Origin of the sequence: Actinoallomurus sp. NPDC050550 (assembly GCF_040655075.1) — a bacterium.
GTDB lineage: Bacteria > Actinomycetota > Actinomycetes > Streptosporangiales > Streptosporangiaceae > Actinoallomurus.
In genome coordinates this window covers 37860-58754 of sequence record NZ_JBFAJC010000053.1, presented here as the reverse complement: position 1 = coordinate 58754, position 20895 = coordinate 37860, and the positions used below count along the sequence as shown (strand labels likewise).

14 protein-coding genes are annotated in these 20895 nt (G+C 73.0%); 9 read left to right on the top strand and 5 right to left on the bottom strand.

Annotated elements, in window-relative coordinates; translation table 11 throughout:
* Window positions 1–3: 3 nt before the first annotated feature.
* The 6 genes from AB0I04_RS43880 to AB0I04_RS43855 are packed head-to-tail and all read left to right on the top strand — an operon-like array spanning window position 4 to window position 12205.
* The gene (locus AB0I04_RS43880) at window positions 4–3324 is read left to right on the top strand and encodes a DUF4132 domain-containing protein (protein ID WP_360898738.1); all 3321 of its coding nucleotides are present in this window, start codon (window positions 4–6) and stop codon (window positions 3322–3324) included.
* The gene (locus AB0I04_RS43875; protein ID WP_360898736.1) at window positions 3321–4418 is read left to right on the top strand and encodes an AAA family ATPase; all 1098 of its coding nucleotides are present in this window, start codon (window positions 3321–3323) and stop codon (window positions 4416–4418) included. The genes AB0I04_RS43880 and AB0I04_RS43875 overlap by 4 nt, the downstream gene beginning before the upstream one ends.
* Window positions 4418–6781 (top strand): DUF5682 family protein, encoded by a 2364-nt coding sequence (locus tag AB0I04_RS43870; RefSeq protein ID WP_360898734.1) that lies wholly within the window; start codon window positions 4418–4420, stop codon window positions 6779–6781. The genes AB0I04_RS43875 and AB0I04_RS43870 overlap by 1 nt, the downstream gene beginning before the upstream one ends.
* Complete coding sequence (locus tag AB0I04_RS43865) at window positions 6778–7923, top strand: VWA domain-containing protein (protein ID WP_360898732.1); 1146 nt, start codon at window positions 6778–6780, stop codon at window positions 7921–7923. Before AB0I04_RS43870 ends, AB0I04_RS43865 begins: the two co-directional genes overlap by 4 nt.
* Window positions 7920–10199, top strand: a complete 2280-nt coding sequence (locus AB0I04_RS43860) for a hypothetical protein (protein ID WP_360898730.1) — start codon at window positions 7920–7922, stop codon at window positions 10197–10199. The genes AB0I04_RS43865 and AB0I04_RS43860 overlap by 4 nt, the downstream gene beginning before the upstream one ends.
* Window positions 10200–10258: 59 nt before the next feature.
* Complete coding sequence (locus AB0I04_RS43855) at window positions 10259–12205, top strand: potassium transporter Kup (RefSeq protein WP_360898728.1); 1947 nt, start codon at window positions 10259–10261, stop codon at window positions 12203–12205.
* 22 nt (window positions 12206–12227) lie between these two features.
* Here the strand turns inward: AB0I04_RS43855 and AB0I04_RS43850 are convergent, their stop codons facing one another.
* Window positions 12228–13010 (bottom strand): IS200/IS605 family accessory protein TnpB-related protein, encoded by a 783-nt coding sequence (locus AB0I04_RS43850; protein ID WP_360898726.1) that lies wholly within the window; start codon window positions 13008–13010, stop codon window positions 12228–12230.
* 121 nt (window positions 13011–13131) lie between these two features.
* Here AB0I04_RS43850 and AB0I04_RS43845 point away from each other — a divergent pair, with 121 nt between their 5' ends.
* Complete coding sequence (locus AB0I04_RS43845; protein WP_360898724.1) at window positions 13132–13461, top strand: hypothetical protein; 330 nt, start codon at window positions 13132–13134, stop codon at window positions 13459–13461.
* Between the two features lie 854 nt (window positions 13462–14315).
* Here the strand turns inward: AB0I04_RS43845 and AB0I04_RS43840 are convergent.
* From AB0I04_RS43840 to AB0I04_RS43830, 3 genes are all read right to left on the bottom strand, one after another.
* Window positions 14316–15023, bottom strand: a complete 708-nt coding sequence (locus AB0I04_RS43840) for an RraA family protein (RefSeq protein ID WP_360898722.1) — start codon at window positions 15021–15023, stop codon at window positions 14316–14318.
* A 314-nt stretch (window positions 15024–15337) separates the two neighbouring features.
* Window positions 15338–15985, bottom strand: coding sequence for an anthrone oxygenase family protein (locus AB0I04_RS43835; RefSeq protein ID WP_360898720.1), 648 nt, complete (start codon window positions 15983–15985; stop codon window positions 15338–15340).
* Window positions 15982–16830, bottom strand: a complete 849-nt coding sequence (locus AB0I04_RS43830) for an NmrA family transcriptional regulator (RefSeq protein WP_360898718.1) — start codon at window positions 16828–16830, stop codon at window positions 15982–15984. Before AB0I04_RS43830 ends, AB0I04_RS43835 begins: the two co-directional genes overlap by 4 nt.
* 80 nt (window positions 16831–16910) lie before the next feature.
* On the opposite strand from AB0I04_RS43830, the gene AB0I04_RS43825 reads away from it, so the two are divergent.
* Entirely contained in the window at window positions 16911–17897 is a 987-nt protein-coding gene (locus tag AB0I04_RS43825; protein WP_360898716.1) for an AraC family transcriptional regulator, read from the top strand.
* An 88-nt stretch (window positions 17898–17985) separates the two neighbouring features.
* Here AB0I04_RS43825 and AB0I04_RS43820 read toward each other — a convergent pair whose 3' ends face one another.
* Window positions 17986–19188 (bottom strand): helix-turn-helix domain-containing protein, encoded by a 1203-nt coding sequence (locus AB0I04_RS43820; RefSeq protein ID WP_360898714.1) that lies wholly within the window; start codon window positions 19186–19188, stop codon window positions 17986–17988.
* A gap of 286 nt (window positions 19189–19474) precedes the next feature.
* Between AB0I04_RS43820 and AB0I04_RS43815 the strand changes: the two genes are divergently transcribed.
* Window positions 19475–20797, top strand: a complete 1323-nt coding sequence (locus AB0I04_RS43815; protein ID WP_360898712.1) for an aminotransferase class I/II-fold pyridoxal phosphate-dependent enzyme — start codon at window positions 19475–19477, stop codon at window positions 20795–20797.
* Window positions 20798–20895: the final 98 nt, after the last annotated feature.

Here is a 20895-nt window from a genome sequence, read left to right as displayed (position 1 = left end):
GGCATGGAGACCTCCCCCGAGCTGCCCGATGAGGACGCATTCGTACTCCCGGACGCCTGGCGCCCGCAGCTGCACCCACGACGCGGTGGTCTGAGCGCGGGGCCGCCCGCAGCTCCCGAAACCGGCGATGGGCTGACGCTGGAGCTGAGGTCCGAGATCGAGAAGGTGCTTCTCGACGGGAAGACCGACCCCGATGCGGCCGACCGGGGGCTCGCCTACCTGCGCGGCTCCGTGACGCCCGAGGGCGCGGCCGTGGTCGCGACGGCCCTGGCGGCGATCCGGACGGCGAAGCCCTTGCCGTTCGCCGGCACCTGGATCGCCGAGCACGGCGTCGCCTCCGCCGCGTGCGCGTTCGCCGAGCTGAGCACCCTCCGCGCGGAGTTCTCCAGCCGGGACGAGCGGCGGTGCGTGCGGTACGCCCTGACCGGTGACCGTTCCCACGCCTGGTGGGCGTCGCTGGGGCGCCCGCTTCGGGCGAGTCTTGCGGCTGCCTCCGACGATGAGTACGCGGAGGCCGTCGAGCGTCTCGCGGGCTACCGCGGGACCCCGATGCAGCGGGTGGCGGTCTCCTATCTCGTGCCGACCCGGCAGGACTGGGTGGACGACTGCTGCGCCAACCCGCCGAGCGACACGGAATGGTCGCTCTTCCACAACCAGTGGATGCTGTTGTGCGCACTGGGTTCCGCCCACCAGCTCGACCTGCTCGGCGGGCGGCTGTCCCTCGGCTGGCAGGAGCGTTCCGTCGGGATCATCGGAACCCTTCTCGAGGGCGTCGGCCCGGCGGCCGCCCCAATGCTGGCCGGCGTGCTGGACGACCAGGATGCGAGCAGCGACCACCGCAGGCTGGTGCTCGACGCACTCGTGCTGCTGCCCGCCGACGAGGCGTTCCTGGCCATGGTGGACCGCCTCGACCAGAAGTTCGTCCAGCCGGCCATGCTGACCGCCATGCGGCGCTTTCCGGTGCGGGCGCTGCGGCTGCTGGCCCCGGCGTCCCGGGGCACGTCCCGGTCCGCCGTCCTGGCCGGGGAGCTCCTGCGTGGCCACGTGCGGACCAACGCCGAGTTCACCGCCGCCGTCCTGCCGGCCGAGGCCCGCGCCGTCGTCGAGTCGATCCGCGCCGCCATGGCGCAGGTCCCCGACGCACCGGCGGAGGCACTGCCGCCGGTGCTGGTCACGCCACCGTGGACCCGCAGGCGCAAGGCCGTGAAACCGGTGGTCATCGAGGGTCTGACGCCGCCGGCCGAGCGGCGCGCCGACTGGGCGCCCGGCGAGCGCGAGACCTGGCGCAAGGCGCCGGCGGCCTACTGGCGCGCTCCTGAGGAGACCGACTGGGCGAAGGCGGTCGCGCAGTTCCGCAAGGGAGAGCTGGCCTGGTATAGCCAGGCCGGCCTCTTCGTGGACGGGCCCGAGGAACAGGTCCGGCCGCTGGTGGCGGGCTGGAGGCCGAGGGACATGTGGGAGGCCGCGGAGTGGATGCGGCCGGTCGCCGCGCGATTCGAGCTCGACGCCCTGCCCGTCGCGCTTCACGTCGCCCGGTCGGAGCCCGCCAACGCCGGCGGGGCCCTGCTGCCGTTCCTGGACACGGAGGCGGCACTGCTGACGGCCGAGTGGCTGATGCGCCTCAAGACGGCCCGCAGGCACGCGCTCGCCTGGTTCGGGCGGCACGGGGTGAGCGCGGTTCCCCACCTGGTGCCCGCCGCGCTCGGCAAGGCCGGCCCGGACCGGAGCGCCGCCGAGGGCGCGCTGCGGCTGCTCGCCTCGCGGCACGGCGCCGAGGAGGTCGTGGCGTCCGCGCGGGCGTACGGCGACGACGCGGCCCAGGCGGTGGAGACGCTGCTGGCCGCCGACCCGCTCGAGGTGCTGCCCGCCCGGATGCCGAAGATCGGCGGCTGGGCGGACCCGGCCGCTCTCCCGCAGGTGCTGCTGCGCGACCGCGCGACGGCCCTTCCGACCGAGGCCACCGGCCACCTGCTCACCATGCTCGCGATCTCCCGGCTCGAGGAGGCGTACGCGGGGCTCGACATCGTCCGTGGGCTGTGCGACCCAGGGTCCCTGACCGCGTTCTCCTGGGCGGTGTTCGAACGCTGGCAGGCCGCCGGCACGCCGGCCAAGGACGGGTGGGCGCTGACCCAGCTCGGCGCTGTCGGCGACGACGAGACCGTACGCCGGCTCACCCCGGTGATCCGTGCCTGGCCCGGCGAGGGCGGTCACAGCAAGGCGGTGACCGGGCTCGACGTGCTCGCGGCCATCGGCACCGACGTCGCGCTGATGCATCTGCACGGCATCGCGCAGAAGGTGAAGTTCAAGGGCCTGAAGGCGCGTGCGCAGGAGAAGATCCAGCAGGTCGCCGCGCAGCTGGAGCTGACCTCCGAGCAGTTGGCCGACCGGCTCGTCCCCGACTTCGGCCTGACCGCCGACGGCAGCATGATCCTCGACTACGGGCCCCGCCGGTTCGTCGTGGGCTTCGATGAGCAGCTCAAACCGTTCGTGACCGACGAGGGCGGCAAGCGCCGCGCGAGCCTCCCCAAGCCCGGCGTCAAGGACGACCCCGACGTGGCCGCCGCCGCGTACAAACGCTTCGCCGCGTTGAAGAAGGACGTGCGCACGGTCGCGGCCGACCAGATCAGGCGCCTGGAGGCCGCGATGGTCACGCGCCGCCGCTGGTCCATGGCCGAGTTCGGTGAGTTCTTCGTCTCTCACCCGCTCGTGTGGCACATCGCGCGCCGGCTGGTGTGGGCGACGGAGGCCGACGGCCGTACAACGACGTTCCGGATCGCGGAGGACCGCACCTTCGCCGACGTCTCCGACGACGTGCCGGCCCTCCCGGACTCCGCGTGCATCGGCCTCGTCCATCCGCTCGACCTGGGCGACGACCTGGAGGCGTGGGCGGAGGTGTTGGCCGACTACGAGATCCTGCAGCCGTTTCCGCAGCTCGGCCGGGCCGTGCACCGGCTCACCGACGACGAGGCGGCCGAGGGCCGGCTGGCGCGTTTCGAGGGCGTCACCGTGCCCGTCGGTAAGGTCCTGGGGCTGGAGCGCCGCGGCTGGCGGCGCAGCGAGCCGCAGGACGCCGGCGTCGAGCGCTTCATCTCCAAACAGTTCCCCGACGGCCGGCACGTCGTGATCGACCTGGACCCGGGCATCGCGGTCGGCGCGATCGACATGCTGCCCGAGCAGAAGCTCGACGTCGTCTGGCTGGCCGACGTGCCGCAGGACTACTGGCCGAGCCGCGGCACCACGCATCGGTTCGGCGAGCTCGACCCGATGACCGCCTCAGAGCTGCTCGCCGACCTCACCGAGCTGACCGAGGCGGCGGTCCGATGAGCACGAACACCGAAGAGACGCTGCAGCGGCCGCCGGCCGAGATCAGGTTCGCCGACGAGCTCGAACGCCTACGGGAGACCGACACCGCGCCGCGACCGCCGGGCTGGGCGCTCAGCCTGGAGGCGGCCCGCCGGTTCATCGTCGGCGACGACGACCGCGGCATCCGGCGCAAGTTCGTCGGCGACCCGTCGCTGATCGACCGTGCGCTCGTCGCCCTTGCCACGAGCCGGGGCCTCATGCTGGTCGGCGAGCCCGGCACCGCCAAGTCGCTGCTGTCCGAGCTGGTCGCCGCGGCCGTGAGCGGCGACTCCACGCTGACGATCCAGGGCGGTGCGGCCACCACCGAGGACCAGATCAAGTACTCCTGGAACTACGCGCTGCTGGTGTCCGAGGGGCCGTCCACCCGGTCGCTGGTGCCCGCGCCGCTGCTGCGCGGCATGGCCGAGGGCAAGGTCGTGCGCTTCGAAGAGATCACCCGTTGCCCGCTGGAGGTGCAGGACTCCCTGCTGTCCCCGCTGTCCGACCGGGTCCTCGCCGTTCCCGAGCTGGCTGGTCCGGACGCCATGGTGTTCGCCCGCGAGGGGTTCAACATCATCGCCACCGCCAACACCCGCGACCGCGGCGTGAACGAGATGAGCGCCGCGCTCAAGCGCCGGTTCAACTTCGAGACGGTGTTCCCGATCGCCGACTTCGCCACGGAGCTCGACCTCGTGGAGGCGGAGGCCACCCGGCTGCTGGAGCAGTCGGGGGTGGGCGTGCCGCCGCGCCGCGACGTGCTCGAGGTGCTCGTGGCGACCTTCCGCGAGCTGCGCTCGGGGACGACCGAGACCGGCCGGGCCATGGACCGGCCGTCGACGGTGATGAGCACGGCCGAGGCGGTGTCCGTCGCGCACGCCGTCGGCATTCGTGGCTGGTTCCTGCGCGGCGAGGCGGGCACCCCCGCCGACATCGTCGAGTGCCTGGCCGGCACCGCGGCCAAGGACGACCCCGACGACCTCGCCCGGCTGCGCCGCTACCTCGAGCAGGAGGCGCCGCACCGTAAGGGCCGCCAGTGGAAGGCCCTGCACGGCGCCCGTCACCTGCTGCCCGGCTGATGGCGGTCACGTTTGTCGGGGTCCGGCACCACAGCCCCGCGTGCGCGCGGCTGGTCGCCCGGACCATCGAACGGCTGCGGCCGGCGTACGTCCTGATAGAGGGGCCGGCCGACTTCGGTGACCGGATCGACGAACTGCTCCTCGGGCATGACCTGCCGGTCGCGATCTTCAGCCACTACCGGGACGCGTCGCGGACGCACGCCTCGTGGACGCCGTTCTGCGCGTACTCCCCGGAGTGGGTGGCGCTGACCGCGGGCCGGGACTGCGGGGCGCGGGTGCGGTTCATCGACCTGCCCGCCTGGCACCCCGCCTTCGCCGACCGGCGCAACCGGTACGCCGACGCCGAGGAGCGGTACGCCGAGGTGACGCGCAGGCTCTGCCGGTCCTTCGCCGTCGACAACACCGACGCGCTCTGGGACCACCTGTTCGAGGTGGAGCCCGGCGACGACCTGGCGGAACGGCTCGCGACCTACTTCGACCTCGTGCGCGGTGAGTCGGCGGCCGGACCGGACGACACGGCGCGCGAGTCCTACATGGCGCGCTGGATCCGCGCGGCGGCCGCCGACGCGGGGGAGCGCCCGGTCGTGGTCGTCACCGGCGGCTTCCACCGGCCGGCACTGCGCGCGCTCGCCGAGCGGGGCGACCCCGCCGAGGAATGGCCTGAGGTGCCGCGGCCGCCCGAGGGCGCGGTCGGCGGCAGCTACCTGGTGCCGTACTCCTTCCAGCGGCTGGACTCCTTCACCGGCTACCAGTCCGGCATGCCGTCGCCGGAGTACTACCAGCGGCTGTGGGAGAGCGGGCCCGAGCGCGCCGCCGCCGCGCTCACCGAGATCGTCGTCACCCGGCTCCGCCGACGGCGGCAGCCGGTCTCGACCGCCGACCTCATCGCCGCCCGTACGCTCACCGACGGGCTGGCCCGGCTGCGCGGCCACCGCGTCCCCGCGCGCACCGACCTGCTCGACGGCCTGGTCGCCGCGCTCGTCGCCGACGACCTGGAGCACCCGCTCCCGTGGACGGCCCGGGGTCCCCTCGCCCCGGGCGCGCATCCGGCCGTTGCCGCGATGGTCACCGCGCTGAGCGGGGACCGCGTCGGACGCCTGCATTCCGGCACGCCCGCGCCGCCACTCCTGCACGACGTGACCGCCGAGCTCGAACGCCTCGGGCTCGACGGCGAAGGCACAGTCGTCCTCCGCCTGACCGGCGACCGCGACCTGCTCCGCAGCCGCGTCCTACATCGGATGCGGGTGCTTGGCATTCCCGGCGTCGACCGCGAATCCGGGCAGGCCGCCGGCACCGAGCCGATGGCCGAAGAGCGGTGGACGCTGTCGCCCGGCGAGCATCGGATCCCCGCCCTGATCGAGGCGGGTGCGTACGGCGCCACGCTCGCCGACGCGGCAGGGGCCGTGCTGGAGGAGCAGACCGCCGAGGCGGGGGCCGACATCGGGAGGCTCGGCGCAGTGCTGTTCGACGCCGCACTCTGCGGCCAGGCCGATCGGTCGGAGCGGATCGCCGGGACCCTCGCAGCCGGGATCGCGGCCGCGAGTGAGGTCGGAGCTCTCGGCCGGGTGCTGGGCACCGTCCTCGGCCTGTGGCGGCACGACCGGCTTCTCGGCACCGCGGGAAGCCTCCTGTTCGGCACCGTCATCGGCGAATGCGTCGGCCGCGTTCTGTGGCTCGTCGAGAGCGTCCGCGGCGGCCCCGCTCCCGCCGACCTGGAGCGTCTCCACGCGCTCGCCGCGACACGGGACGCGCTGCTGCACGCCGGCGGCCCGCTCGGCCTCGACCGGGACGCCGCACTCGGCGTGGCCGGACGGGTGAGCGCGAGCACCGACGCGCCGCCGGACCTGCGCGGTGCGGCCTTCGGCCTCGCCTGGCGCCTCGGCGGCACGGCCGACCCGGTCCGTGCCGTACACGGCGTCGCCGCTCCGAAGACCCTGGGCGACTGGCTGGCCGGCCTGTTCGCCCTGGCCCGTGACGAGGTGCTGGCCGACGAGTCCGGAGAGGACACCCTCTCGGCGGGAGACGTTGAGGCGCGGGGAGAACCCGGGCCGGGGACATCGCAGACCGGACCTGGCGGCCCCGGTCTGCTCGGCACACTGGACGAGCTGATCAGCGGGCTGCCCGAACGCGACTTCCTGGTGGCCCTGCCCGCCCTGCGACAGGCCTTCGAGTTCTTCCCGCCGCGCGAGCGGGAGATGATCGCCCGGCGCCTCCTCGACCGTCGGGGCGTACGCGACTCGGCTCGGGCGCTGCTGCGGACACCGGCCGATCCGCTGGTGATCGCGGCGGGGATGGACCTGGAGGACAGAGTGGACCGGCTGCTCACCGCGGAGGGTCTCATCACAGGAAGGGAACCGGCGTGACCGAGCCCGACCCGGACCTCGAGCGCTGGCGGCTCATCCTGGGCGCGCCCGCCGAGCGTCACACCGGCGCGCCGGCCGGCGACGCGGCCGCCCGCGACGCCGCTCTGGACTGGCTGTACGGCCGCGATCCGGACCTGGAGCGCCGTGGCGTACGCCGCGGTGGGCTCCGGCCCGAGGACCGGCAGGGCGGGTCCGGGCCGTCGGTGGTCACCACCGTCGACTGGCTCGATGACGTCCACCGGCTGTTCCCCAAGGAGACCATCGAACGGCTCGAACGCGACGCCGTCGAACGATACGAGATCCACGAGGTGGTCACCGATCCCGACGTCCTCGAACGCGTCGAACCAGACCCGGCGTTGCTACGGGCGGTCCTCCGCACCAAGCACCTGATGAACCCCGAGGTGCTCGCCCTGGCCCGGCGTCTCGTCGAACAGGTCGTCCGCGAGCTGATGCGGCGGATGGCGACGGAGGTGCGCCAGGCGTTCCACGGCACCCGGTCCCGCCGGCCCAGCCGCGCGCCCCGGGCGCGCGACTTCGACTTCCACGGCACGATCCGGGCGAACCTCGCCCACTATCGGCCCGAGGAGAAGCGCATCCTCATCGAGCGTCCCCGCTTCCTGTCCCGGACGCGACGGCATCTCGACCAGTGGCAGCTGATCCTGCTCGTCGACCAGTCCGGTTCGATGGTCGGCTCAGTGATCCACTCCGCCGTGACCGCCGCCTGCCTGTGGGGCCTGCCCGGACTCAAGACCCACCTCGTCGCGTTCGACACCGCCGTCGTCGACCTCACCTCCGACGTCACGGACCCGGTCGAGCTGCTGCTCAAGGCCCAGCTCGGTGGCGGCACCGACATCGCGCGCGCCGTGGAGTACGGTGCCGGGCTGATCGAGAACCCGCGCCGGGCGATCCTCGCCGTCGTCACCGACTTCTATGAGGGAGGCGACGAGCACCGCCTGGTCCGTACCGTCCGCGGAATGGTGGGACAGGGCACCCAGGTGCTCGGCCTCGCCGCGCTGGACGAGGACGCGAACCCCTCCTACGACCGGGATCTCGCGCGCCGCCTGGCCACCGTCGGCGCCCAGGTCGGAGCGATGACCCCGGGGCGGCTGGCGGAGTTCGTCGCCGAGAGGATCGGCCGATGATCCGCGCCGACCTCCTCGCGCTGACGCCCGACGCGCTCGCCGCGCTCGCCAACCGGGGGCTCGTGAAGCGCGCCACCAAGGAGCTCGACGCCGGGAACGCGCCCGCGGTGGATGTCGCCCCGGACGGCGCCGTTCACGGCCGCTTCCCCGACGGGGCCGAGGCCTTGCTCCCGGACGGCGGTGGGCTGGAGGGCGCATCCTGTACGTGCGCCGCCACCGGCGTCTGCCGTCACCGGATCGGCCTGATCCTGGCATACCAGCGGCAGGCGGCCGAAGGCGGAAGAGCGGCCGATGCGGAGAGCACCGCATTCGGCGAGGCTGCACCAGCGGGCACCGCACCTGGCAAGGGAGCCATCTCGGGCGGTGAAAGGAACGTGCCGGATCCCGCGGCCGGTGAGACGGATGCGGCGGGCGCTCGGGTCGTGGAGGCGGGGGAGAGCACTGAGCCGGCCGCTCCGGTCGGCGGTGCGGGTGCGGCGGGCCCTCCGGCCCAAATGGCGAACCACGGTGCGGAGCCCGCCCTGGCCGACTCGGCCGACCCGGTCAGAGCCGCCGGGCCCGCCGACTCCACCGGAGCCGCCGGGCCTCCCATGAACGCCGGCCGCCCGCCGTGGTCCCCGTGGTCACCGGGTGCCTTCGACGATGAGGCGCTGGCCCGCGCCCTCGGGCAGCGGGCGCTGACCGCGGCCCGGCGGACACACCGGGCGGGCTATTCGGCGCGGATCCGCCGGCCCACCCCCGCCGACCCGGTCGCGGCCGTCGAACTGCCCACGTGCACGGTCCGGTTCCTCGTGCCGGGCGAACTCGGGTACGTGCACACCGACGCCGCGGCCGGGCTGCGAGGGGAGGTGATCACGCTCGCGGCCTGGGCGTTCCGGGCGGCCGACGAGCGAGGGCTGCGGGGGGAGGACGTACGGGTCGACGTTGGCGGCCGCCCCGGCGGCGGTCCGGGGCGCTCGGGGCTGGAGGCCGTGGTCGGGCTCGTGGACGAGGTCCTCCTCGAAGGCGCCGTGCACGCCGGGCCGCTCCAGCCCGCGGCGCTGCGCCGCGCGTCCCGGGAGCTGACCACCCGCGACCTGCACTGGCCCGCCTCGGCCCTGGACGACCTGACGGAGCAGCTGGCGGCCTACCAGGACCGGGCCGCCCGGTACGCCCCGGAGACGCTCGCCTGGCTGCTGGCCGAGGTCCATGCCCGGCATCGTGCCTCCCGCCACCCGGGCGGCCTGCCACGCGCGCAGGTCCTCGGCACCGACGAGTCGGCCGAGACGCCGCTGCGGCAGGTCCGGCTCACCGCGCTGGGCTGCCGGGTCGGCGGCACCGAGGACGAGCGCACCGCCGACGTCTTCCTCGCCCATGCCCAGAGCGGCGTCGTCCTCGTGCTGAAACGGCGTTGGGAGGTCGCCGAGGGACAGGCTCTGACCGGCGGTGACCTGGCCTCGCGCCGGATCCTCGGTTCGACGCTGCGCTCGCTCGCCGCCGCCAACGTCGTCTCCGAGAACGCTTCGCGCAGCGCCGGCCGCGTCGTCCGGCTCGCGGCCGGGCGGGTGTCCCGCACGACGGTCACGCCGGTGGGAGCGGCCTGGACGGACCTACCCGGTTCCGTTCTCGTCCGTGACCTGCGGGTGCTCGACCGGGAGGTGGCGGCGCTGCCTCCCGCCCTCATCCGGCCGCGGGTCGAGGCCGAGCTGATCCGCGTCGTTGAGGCCGTCGCGGTCCACGAGGTCGGCTACGACCCCGGAGGCCAGCGGCTGGAGGCGGTGATCGCCGATGCGAACGGCGCGACGGCCGTCGTGTCCGCCGTTTACAGCCCGTACCGTCCGGGGGCGCTCGACAGCCTGGCCGAGGTGCTGAAAGAGCAAGCGACCGGCCCGCTCCTGCTCAGCGGCGCCGTCCGCCGCACCGGAGGCTCCCTCGTCCTCGATCCGATAGCCGTCATGGCGGGCGGTGCCGTGATCGTGCCGGACCTCGCGCCGGGCGCGGGCGGTGCGGCGCTCGACCCGTACGCCGGGCGGCAGGCGGACCCACTGGGCGCGGCGCTCGGCGACGCCATCGCCGCCTGCGCCGACGCGGCGCACCGGGGGCTCCGTCATGCCACGGACGGCGTCCGTACCCGCGTCGAGAAGGCGGCGCACGGGCTGCGCCGCGTCGGCCTGCGAACCGCGGCCGACCTGGTCGCCGGGCTCGGGACGGCGCTGCGAAGCGAGGACGCGGACCGCATGACCGGAGCATGGATCGACGCATGGATCCGCCTCGCCACTCTCGTCGAGCTGCGATGACGCGCCGCCGTCCGACCCCGGTGCGCACGTTCCTTGCGCTCGTCAGGAACTATGACCTCATGACCGATTCTGCGCTGCGGGACGCCACGTCCGAATCCGAGCCGTCCGGGTCCGGGCACCGCTCGGGACTCTGGACGCTGATGCTCGGCGCCCTGGGCGTCGTGTACGGCGACATCGGCACCAGCCCGCTGTACGCCCTCCAGACCGTCTTCTCCATCGACAACGGCGCGGTGCGCCCCACGAGCGGCGACGTCTACGGCGTGATCTCGATGGTGTTCTGGTCGGTCACGCTGGTCGTCTCGGTGAAGTACGTGACGTTCATCCTGCGCGCCGACAACGACGGCGAGGGCGGCGTGATGGCGCTCGCCGCCCTGGTGCGCCGCGTCCTCGGCGACGTCCGTGGCAAGGCGGCGGTGGCGATGGCGCTCGGCGTGTTCGGCGCGTCGCTGTTCTACGGCGACAGCGTGATCACGCCGGCCATCTCGGTGCTGTCGGCGGTGGAGGGCCTGAAGGTGTCCACCCCCGGCATCTCCCACCTGGTCCTGCCGATCGCGGCGACGATCGTCGCGCTGCTGTTCGTGGCGCAACGGTGGGGGACGCACCGCGTCGGCGCCATGTTCGGGCCGGTCATGGTGATCTGGTTCCTGGCGATCGGCGTGGCGGGTCTCGGCGAGGTGCTCCGGAAACCGGGCATCCTGCTCGGGCTGTCGCCGACGTACGCCGGCGCGTTCGTGGTCGACCACCCGTACATCGCGTTCATCGCGATGGGCGCCGTGGTGCTGACGATCACCGGTGCCGAGGCGCTGTACGCCGACATGGGCCACTTCGGCCGCAGCCCGATCCGGCGTGCCTGGTTCGCCGTGGTCTTCCCGGCGCTGACGCTGAACTACCTCGGCCAGGGCGCGCTGATCCTGCGGGACTCCAAGAGCGTGACGAGCCCGTTCTTCCTGCTCATGCCCGGCTGGGCGCGGCTGCCGATGGTCATCCTCGCGACGGCGGCCACGGTCATCGCCTCCCAGGCCGTGATCACCGGGGCGTTCTCGGTGTCCCGGCAGGCCGTGCGGCTCGGCTTCCTGCCGTACCTGCGGATCCGCCACACCTCGCCGCAGGAGATCGGGCAGGTGTACGTCCCCGCCGTCAACTGGATCCTGTTCGCCGGCGTGCTGGCGCTGATGTTCGGCTTCGAATCCTCCGAGCACCTGGCGACGGCGTACGGCGTGGCGGTCACCGGGACCCTCATCATCACCACCGCGCTGTTCCTGGTGGTCGCGCGGGCACACTGGAACTGGCCCACGTGGCGGCTCGTGGTCTTCGCGGTCGTGATCGGCGGCGCGGAGGTCACCTACTTCGCCGCGAACCTGACGAAGGTCACGCACGGCGGCTGGCTGCCGCTACTGATCGCGATCTCGGTCTTCACGGTCATGAAGACGTGGGAGCGCGGCCGGGAGATCGTCACGGCCCGCCGCAACGCCAAGGAGGGCCCGCTCCCGGAGTTCATCGAGAAGCTCCGGGAGAAGAAGGTGACGAAGGTGCCGGGCACGGCGGTCTTCCCCCACCCGGGCAAGCAGACCACGCCGCTCGCCCTGCGGGCCAATCTCGACCACAACCACGTCGTGCACGAGCACGTCGTGATCGTCTCGGTGACCTCGGAGAACGTGCCGCACGTCCCGGTCGCGGAGCTGATCACCATCGACGACCTCGGCTACCACGACGACGGCGTCGTCCACCTCACCGTGCGGTACGGCTTCCAGGACGAACAGGACATCCCCGCCGCTCTGCGCATGGCGGCGTCCAAGGAGCCTCGCTCCGAACTCCTCGACATCGACCCGGAAAACGCGTCGTACTTCCTGTCCCGGGGAACACTGCGGCTCACCGACGACCCCGGCATGCGCAGGTGGCAGAAGAAGCTGTTCCTGGCGCTGGCGCACAACGCCGCCAGCCCGGCGGAGTACTTCTGCCTGCCCGAGGCCCGCACAGTCGTCATGGGCACCCAGGTCGACCTCTGAAGTGCAGCGCGAGGTACCGTTTCTACGGACTGAGCATGAGTTGTGTGTGCTCAGCCGGACGCTCCGAACGGTGTTGGGCGTCCTGGTTGCCCGCTTTCACTCCGCGTCCAGGCGGCACGGCTCGTGGTCGTGGTCCGGGGGTGCGGGGGCGGGGTTCCTCACGCCGTGGGGCACCTGGTGCGGCCTGGACGGTCCGATGCCTCTGCTCATCGCTCTGGTGAGCAGAGGGCGGTGCCGTCCGTCGCCGGATCGGGTGTCCCAGGGCGCGTCGTCCGATCGCCACCGCTGCCGCCTGATGGCGGGTGACGGGGCGCCGGGTGCTGGTGAGGGGGTGCTGCCAGTGCTGGGCGCCCCATTTGGAGGTGTAGGCGGGGTCGACGGCGACGATGGTGATGCCGAGTTCGGCCGCCATCGCCACCAGCCGGTTGCGGAGCTTGGCCACGGGCATGCCGGAGATCAGGTTGCGGAACCGCTTGCGCCGTCCGTGTTTCTCGCGGGTCGTCTCCGCTGCGAAGTCGAGGTTCTCGATCGCGATGGCCAGACCGTGCCGTTTGGCCCAGTGCAGCAGGCGAGCGTGGGCATGCCGGATCTGGGCGTCGCGGCGCTGCGTGCTGCCAGACAGGTCGAACTCGAATCGGCAGGGCTCGCCGACGGGGTTGCCGTGGGTGTCGAGTCTCCAGGCGGCCAGGTGGTCGGCGTTGGTGTCCACACCGATCAGGCCACCGGCACGAGCGGTCTCCAGCGGGACGGTCTTGACCGGTGGGATGGTCCAGGAGGCGGTCAGGTACCAGCGTCCACGCTGCACGTCTTCGTGGATGGTAGGCCACGGCTCGGTTTGCGTTCACCCGGTCGCGCCACTGGTCGCCCCGGTGCGGGAACGACACCTTCCCCGTGAGGATGTACCGACCGTGTGAGGCGTTGGCCAGGTGCGCCAACGGCGCCGGAAGCTTGATGGAGACCTCGCCCTCTGGGGTGACGCGGATGGTCTCGTTGCCGTACCGCTTGCCGGATTCGCCATCAGCTTGGAGGAACCGGCGCTCGGCCTGCCACCGCTCACGCCATTCGGCTGCGGTGAGCTGGGCAGCGTCCAGGTTGTGTCGGTTGCGCAGCAGCCTCTTGCCGCCGCGCACGACACATACACGCCCGGCCTCATGATCGGCCCGCTGTTGTTCGAGCCGGTCTTGGAGCAGGTGCAGGCGGCGGGTCTTGGCGAACCACTCCTGAGCGCTGTGATAGCCGCCCGGTGCCTTCTTTGAGCCTTTCTCTCCGACCGGCAAGGACAGGCGGCGCGTGATAGTGCGCACCGCGGCTTGGAGGGTGTGAATGTGGGCGAGTTGAGCGCGCCGCGCCAGCGCCCACTGGTGATGAGTGGCCTTGGTGATCGAACCGGCCCAGCGCGACGACGACTCGTCTGTTAACGCCCGTTTGCGCTCCGCCCATTGATCGGTGTCGTGATCCAGCCCCGCCGCGCACCGCGCCTTAAGATCGGAGGAGGCCAGCGAAGCCAGGTGATCGCCCACCAGCCGCAGCACCTTCTCATCCTGCCGCGTTAAGCCCTTGAGCCGGTCACGGATCGCGACCCCTGACGGCCCGAGCGCAACGAACGGCGCCTCAATGGAACGCAGATCAGCCATGCCGGGCCGCCCCTACCGCCGTGCAGGCACGGTCCCGCGCTGAACGACGGCCATACAGGCGGGCGCACAAGCACGCTCGCGCCGCCCTCGTCAGCTTCATACCGCAACCATATCGTCACTCGCAGACACATCATGCGCACTCCTGAACACCAGATTCCACCAGTTCGCTACACCGTGAGTGCAGGTGCACGACTAGAAACCGCAGCGGCATCCGGCCGACGCGCGGTCGTCCCGCGCGTTCCGCAGCTGGGTGTCGTACGTCGCGGCGGAGTCGCAATGCAGAGCTCGCGAGACTGACGCGTCATTGTGGGAGCTTCCGGCCGGGGAGGCCAGCAGGGGAATGTGGGCGCGGGCTGCGAACCGTCGTTGCATAGGCGGATTCCGGAGTCTTGAGGCCGTTCCCCAACGGTTACGCCGCCGTTGTGCCTGCTTCACCCCCGATTTCCGGCGCCGCGACCAGTGTCTGCCGGGCGCAGTCACTCTTCTATGGCGCCGCCCACGGAGCGCAGGTGCTCGCGGAAGGTCAGCGACGGGTTCTCGCGGCGCGCGGCGAGGTAGGCGGCGAAGCCCACCTGCTCGCGCAGCGAGGCGCCCGCGCGGATCCGGTCGGCCTGCGCCCGCTCGGTGTCGCGGATCCGCTCGGCGATCGCGAAGAGGTTCTCGGCCTCGGCGGCCGGCACGAACAGCACCCCGTCGTCGTCGCCCAGGACCAGGTCCTCGCGGCTCACGACGTGGTCGCCCACCGCCGCGGACTCCAGCACGCCGGCGGGCCGGTCGCGGAGGCTGAGCGGACCGGTCGAGATCGCGCCCAGACTGAAGACCGGCAGCCCGATCGCCCGGATGTCGGCGGTGTCGCGGTGCAGGCCCCAGATCGCGATGCCCGTCAGGCCCGCCGCCTCGGCCTCCAGGACCACGAGGTCACCGACGCACGCCTCGTCGAGACGCCCGCCGTTGTCGACCACCAGCACGTCACCGGGCTCCGCCATCTCGAACGCCTCCAGGAAGACGTCGACGCTGCCGAGATGACGGGCGGGACAGGCACGCCCCAGCAGACGGTCTCCGGGTTCGACGGCGCTCATCGGCGCCGGGGCGCAGCGCACGGGGAGACCGGCGCGGATGCACGCGTCCGCCAGATGCGCGGTGGTCAGCGTCACGAACCGCGTCCGGAGATCCTGCCGGTCCATCCGTGGTTCCTCCCAGCTCGTACGGTCCGCGAGGCGGGCACGGACCCGCCCGCCTGCGCGCCGCGACACAGCGTCTCACGGGCGGTCTTCGCCGTCGGCGCACGAGGGCCCGCACGACCCCGCCGCACACCCACCCCTCACGCCCGAGCCGCCGCGGACCGGCGGGGAACTCGAAGGCGATCGCTGGGCGTCTCCTCCCGGTCCGCGGTCGGAACCGCCGGGCGCGTCTCCCGTACGCGCCCGGCGGTGAGTGACGGCGGCGAGCTGCCACGGTTCTCGGGGGCCCGCCGAACCGGCCCGCGGCGATGACGTCGTCAACGTGGGCCGAGTCTCGGACCGGGGCCGTACGGGGCGGGTGGCGGCCCGGCGTCGTACGGGCCGCCGCCCGGCCGGACATCGTAGGGAGCGGGCGGGTGGTGCATCGAAGCGGCCGATCCCGTGTGCCGGCCGGCGGGGCGCGGGTCGTCGCGGTGCGCGCCGTACAGGACCAGGGCCCAGGCGAGGCAGGCGAACGCGGCGAGGTTGCTGACCGCGCGGACGATGTTCCAGGCGACCCAGCGGCCCTCGAACTGATGGCGCACGGCAGCCAGGTCGGCGATGTGGCGCGGATCCCCGGCCTTGTCGAGCTGATTGTTGAGGGGGACGTTGATCCCGCTCGTGACGAAGAACATCACCAGGTAGAGGACCAGGGCGGCGACGATCCAGGGCAGCGCCGGCCGCCCGTGACCGCGCCAGGCCAGCACGGCCGCGCCGATGAGGAACACCAGCGAGCCGAGGAAGCAGGACATGAACCAGCCGTTCAGGATGACCCGGTTGATGTTCTGCATCGTCTCGACGAACGTGCGGTCACCGCCGCGATGCAGGGCGGGCATGACCGCGTACGCGAAGGCGGCGAACAGCCCGGCCATGAGGCCGGTCGTGACGGTCCCCGCCAACAGCAGGGTGGTCTGCAGAACTCTCATTGCTCGGCTCCGTTCCAGATGCCGGTGGCGGTGGTACGGCGGGCGAAGTCGCGGAAGTCCGCGGGCGGGCGGCCCAGGGCGCGCTGGACGCCGTCGCCCAGGTGGGCGTTGCGGCCGTCGAACAGCGTGGTGAACAGGTAGGTCAGCAGGTCGACGGCCTCGGCCGGCACGCCTTGGGCCCGCAGGCCGGCCGCGAAGGCGTCAGGGGCGACCGAGATGTACCGGATGTCGCGGCCGGTCGCCTCGGCGATCTCGGCGACCGCGTCGGCGAACGTCAGCAGCCGGGGGCCGGTCAGCTCGTAGACCTGACCGGTGTGCCCGTCCTCGGTGAGCGCCGCGACCGCGACGTCCGCGATGTCGTCGACGTCGACGAACGGCTCGCCCACGTCGCCGGCCGGGAGCACGACCTCGCCCTCCCGGACCGGGTCCGTCAGCTCGCCCTCGCTGAAGTTCTGGGCGAACCAGGCGCATCGCAGGACCGTCCACTCGGCGCCCGCGTCGGCCAGGGCCTTCTCGCAGGCCTGTGCCTCCTCCTCGCCCCGGCCGGACAGCAGCACGAGCCGCCGTGTCCCGCCGGCCAGCGCGGTCTCGGTGAGCCCGCGGATCGCGTCGACCGCGCCGGGCACGGCCAGGTCCGGCTGGTAGGAGAGGTACGCCGCCGCGGCGCCGTCGAGCGCGGGCGCCCAGGTGCCCGGGTCGGTCCAGTCGAACGGGGGTGAGCCCGAGCGGGAACCGACGCGTACGGGCAGTCCGCGCGCCTTGAGCCGCTCGGCGACCCGTCGGCCCGTCTTGCCCGTGCCGCCCAGGACCAGGATCGTCTCGCCATCTCGCGTGATCTGTGTCATGGCTCAATTCAAGGCCGCGAGAGTGAGACCCAACATGGCTGAAGCTATTTAATTCATGTTCAATCGTCTACAGTCGGGCCGTGGACGTCGTCGCCGGTCTGCTCAACGGCCCCCGCGCGCAGGGGGCGTTCCTGCTCCGTTCGTCGCTCGTGCCGCCCTGGTCGCTGCGCGTTCAGGATGAGGCGCCGCTGACCCTCGTGGCCGTGGTCCGGGGCACGGCGTGGGTGATCCCCGAGGGCGGGGCGGCCACGGAGCTGCATCCGGGCGACGTCGCCATCCTGCGCGGACCGGACCCGTACACCTTCGCCGACGACCCTGCCACGGCGCCGCAGGCGGTCATCCACCCCGGCCAGCGCTGCACCGCCCCCGACGGAGGAGAGCTGTCGGAGCTGGCAAGCCTGGGCATCCGCACCTGGGGCAACACCGACGACGGCGCGACCATCCTGATCACCGGCACCTACCAGGTGCTCAGCGAGATCTGCCGCCCGCTGCTGGACGCGTTGCCCCCACTCGTCGTGCTCCGGTACGACGCCTGGGACAGCCCGCTCGTCCCGTTGCTGGCCTCGGAGGTCGTCAAGGACGAGCCGGGTCAGGACGCCGTCCTGGACCGGGTCCTCGACCTGCTGCTGATCGCCGCCCTGCGCACCTGGTTCTCCCGGCCCGAGGCCGACCCGCCGCCCTGGTACCGCGCGCAGAGCGACCCGGTCGTCGGCACCGCCCTGCGTCTCCTGCACGACGCCCCGGAGCGCCCCTGGACCGTCGCCAGGCTGGCCGTCGAGACCAACGTCTCCCGCGCGGCGCTGGCACGCCGGTTCGCCGAGTTGGTCGGCGAGCCGCCGATGGCCTACCTCACCTCCTGGCGTCTCGCGCTCGCCGCCGACCTGTTGCGCGACCCGGAGCTCACCATCGGCCAGGTCGCCGAGCGGGTCGGCTACGGCAGTTCGTTCGCACTCAGCACCGCGTTCAAGCGGGTCCGGGGCATCAGCCCCCGCGAACACCGCGCCGAGATCGCCCGCACCCCGCAGCCGATCGCGACCACCAGCCCCTGGCAGCGACGCCTCGCCTGAGCGGCGGCCCGGCCGCGGGCGTGCGAAGGGTCAGGTGAGGGTGCGAGTGTGCGGGGCGGTCAGGTGAAGGTGCGGGCGGGCCAAGGGGTCAGGTGAGGGTGCGGCGGGCGAGGCGGCGGCCTTTCAAGGCCAGATGTAGTTCCAGGCGGACGAGGCCGTCGGCGAGGTCGGCGCCGAGCAGGTCGGCGGCGCGGTTCAGCCGGTAGTACAGGCTGGTGCGGTGCAGCCGCAGCCGGGCGGCCGTGCGCTGCGCGTCGCCGCCCAGGTCGAGGTAGGTCTCCAGGGTCCGTGCCAGCATGCCGCCCGAGCCTCCCGCCCGGTCGAGCGGGGAGAGCACGTCGTCGGCGGGCGGCGGCGAGGCGCGCAGCAGGGAACGGTAGGGCCCGAGCCCGGACCAGCACAGCGGCTTCGGGAGCGCGGGATCCAGCACGGCGAGTTCGGCCGCCGCGAGCGCCTGCGCGTACGCGGCGCGGGCCGTGCCGGCGGCGTACGGCGCGGGCTCGCCGGCACCCACGGCGAACCGCGTCCTGGTCGCCGCCGTCGCGTCCTCGGTCACCTCGCCGACCGCGCGCAGCGCGTCGCACGCGTCCTCATCCCCAAGATGGCGGAACAGCGCCACCACGTGCGTCGCGCCGACGAAGGAGCCGACGTACGCGGGGTGCCGGCGGAGCGCCGGGGACATCGAGGCGGTGAGGCGCTGGAAGTCGGCCGAGGTGAGCGCCGCGACGCTCTCCTCGCCCGGCCGGTACGGCACGGCGGCGCAGACCTGGATCGTGGCGCCCACGAGTGCCGGGATCGCGGCGGCCAAGCGGTCGCGGACGTCGGCGCCGGAGTCCTCGCCGAGGAGACGCCGGACCAGGCCGTCCACGTCCCACTCGAGCGGGGGACCGGGTCGCCGCGCGAGGACGTCGGCGAGGTCGTGGGCGCAGCGCAGGGCCGCGGCGATCGTGGTGTCGTCCAGTGGATCGCCAGGCTCCAGCACCCAGAGGTAACCCAGGCACCGCTGATCCTTGCGGATCGGTACGCAGACGCGCGGCGCCATGCCCAGGTCCGGGTTGGCGGGGATCCGCACCGGCCCGGTGGCCTCGGCGATGCCGTGCCGGTTCTGCCAGTCCTGGATCGCCGGAGCGACCTGCCGGGACAGGATCGAGGTGACGCGCGCGGCGTCGGCGCCGGCGTCCTGCGCGCTGTAGGCGACGAGCCGGCCCTCGGGGTCGTCGACGGACACGCCGTGCCCGATGCGGGCGGCGAGCGCGTCGAGCTCCGCCTGGAGTCCACCGCTCGGCTCCACCGCCACCTCCCGTCACGACATGCCCCGGCTCACGGCGGCCCGCCCGCGCGGCGATGGCCGGCAGCGCGGCCGTCGCCGTTCAGGCCCCTGCCGTACCGTCCCGTGACCGCCGGGGTGACAGCACGACCCCCTTACGGGCAGAGCCGCTGCGTTCCTACAAGTGTAGGAAAGGCGGCATGCAGGTCAGGGCGTACGTCCGATGCGCCGGGCGGCGATGGCGATCTACCGTCGCGGCGTACGGCCGGCGCACGCCGGCGGCCACCTCGTACGGTCAGGAGAGCACCCGATGGCTCGTTCCCTCGCGTTCCGTCCCTGGGTTCCGGCACCGAGCGAAGAGCGGGTCCGGGCCGTGTCCGAGTCGGTCGCCGACCGGTCGGCTCCCGCCGTGCTGGCGGAGATCGAGCGGCTCGCCGCCGAGAACCACCGCATCCACGACGTCGAGTCGATCAACCTTAACCCGGCGACCAACGTCATGAACCCGCGGGCCGAGGCGCTCCTGTCGGCGGGGCTCGGCTCCCGACCGTCGCTGGGCTACCCGGGCGACAAGTACGAGACGGGTCTGGAGGCGATCGAGCAGATCGAGGTCGTCGCGGCCGAGCTCGCGGCGGAGGTCTTCGGGGCCCGCTACGCCGAGGTCCGGGTCGGGTCGGGTGCGCTGGCCAACCTCTACGCGTTCATGGCGACCTGCCGGCCCGGTGACACGATCATCGCGCCGCCGCCGAGCATCGGCGGGCACGTCACCCACCACGGTCCGGGCGCCGCCGGGCTGTACGGGCTCACCACGGTGCCGGCGCCCGTCGAGGCCGACGGCTACACGGTCGACGTCGGCGCCCTGCGCGCGCTGGCCGAGGAGACGCGTCCCGCCTTGATCACCATCGGTGGCAGCCTCAACCTGTTCCACCACCCGATCGCCGCCGTCCGGGAGATCGCGGACTCGGTCGGCGCTCACGTGCTCTTCGACGCCGCCCACCTGTGCGGCATGATCGCCGGTCAGGTGTGGCCGCAGCCTCTCGCCGAAGGGGCGCACCTGATCACCATGAGCACCTACAAGAGCCTGGGCGGCCCCGCGGGCGGGCTCATCGTCACCGACGACGCCGAGCTGGCCGAACGCCTCGACGCGATCGCCTACCCGGGCCTGACCGCCAACTTCGACGCCGGACGCACCGCCGCGCTGGCCGTGACGATGCTCGACTGGAAGGTCGCCGGGCGGGCGTACGCCGAGACCATGGTCGCGACCGCGCGCAGGCTGGCCACGGAGCTCACGGCGCTGGGCGTGCCGCTCTTCGCCGCCGAGCGGGGCGCGACCCGGTCGCACCAGTTCGCGATCCGTACGCCCGGCGGCGGGCAGCGGGCCGCGCGCCGCCTGCGCCGGGCGAACCTCCTCGCCTGCGGCATCGGCCTTCCGACGCCGCCGGTCGACGGCGACGTGGGCGGTCTCCGCGTCGGCACCCCGGAGATCGTCCGGCTCGGGATGACCGACGCGGACATGCCGGTGCTGGCCTCGTTCATCGCGCGCGGCCTCGACCCGGACGTCGAGCCGGAGACCGTCGCCACCGAGGTCACCAAGTGGCGGACCCGGTTCTCCGGCGTTCACTTCACCGCCGGGTGACCGCGCCGGCACCGTACGGACGGGACTCGGGCGCTTACCACGAGCATTCGGTTTACCAACCGTGGCGCGTTGCTTTGTCACATTCCCCGCTTATGGCC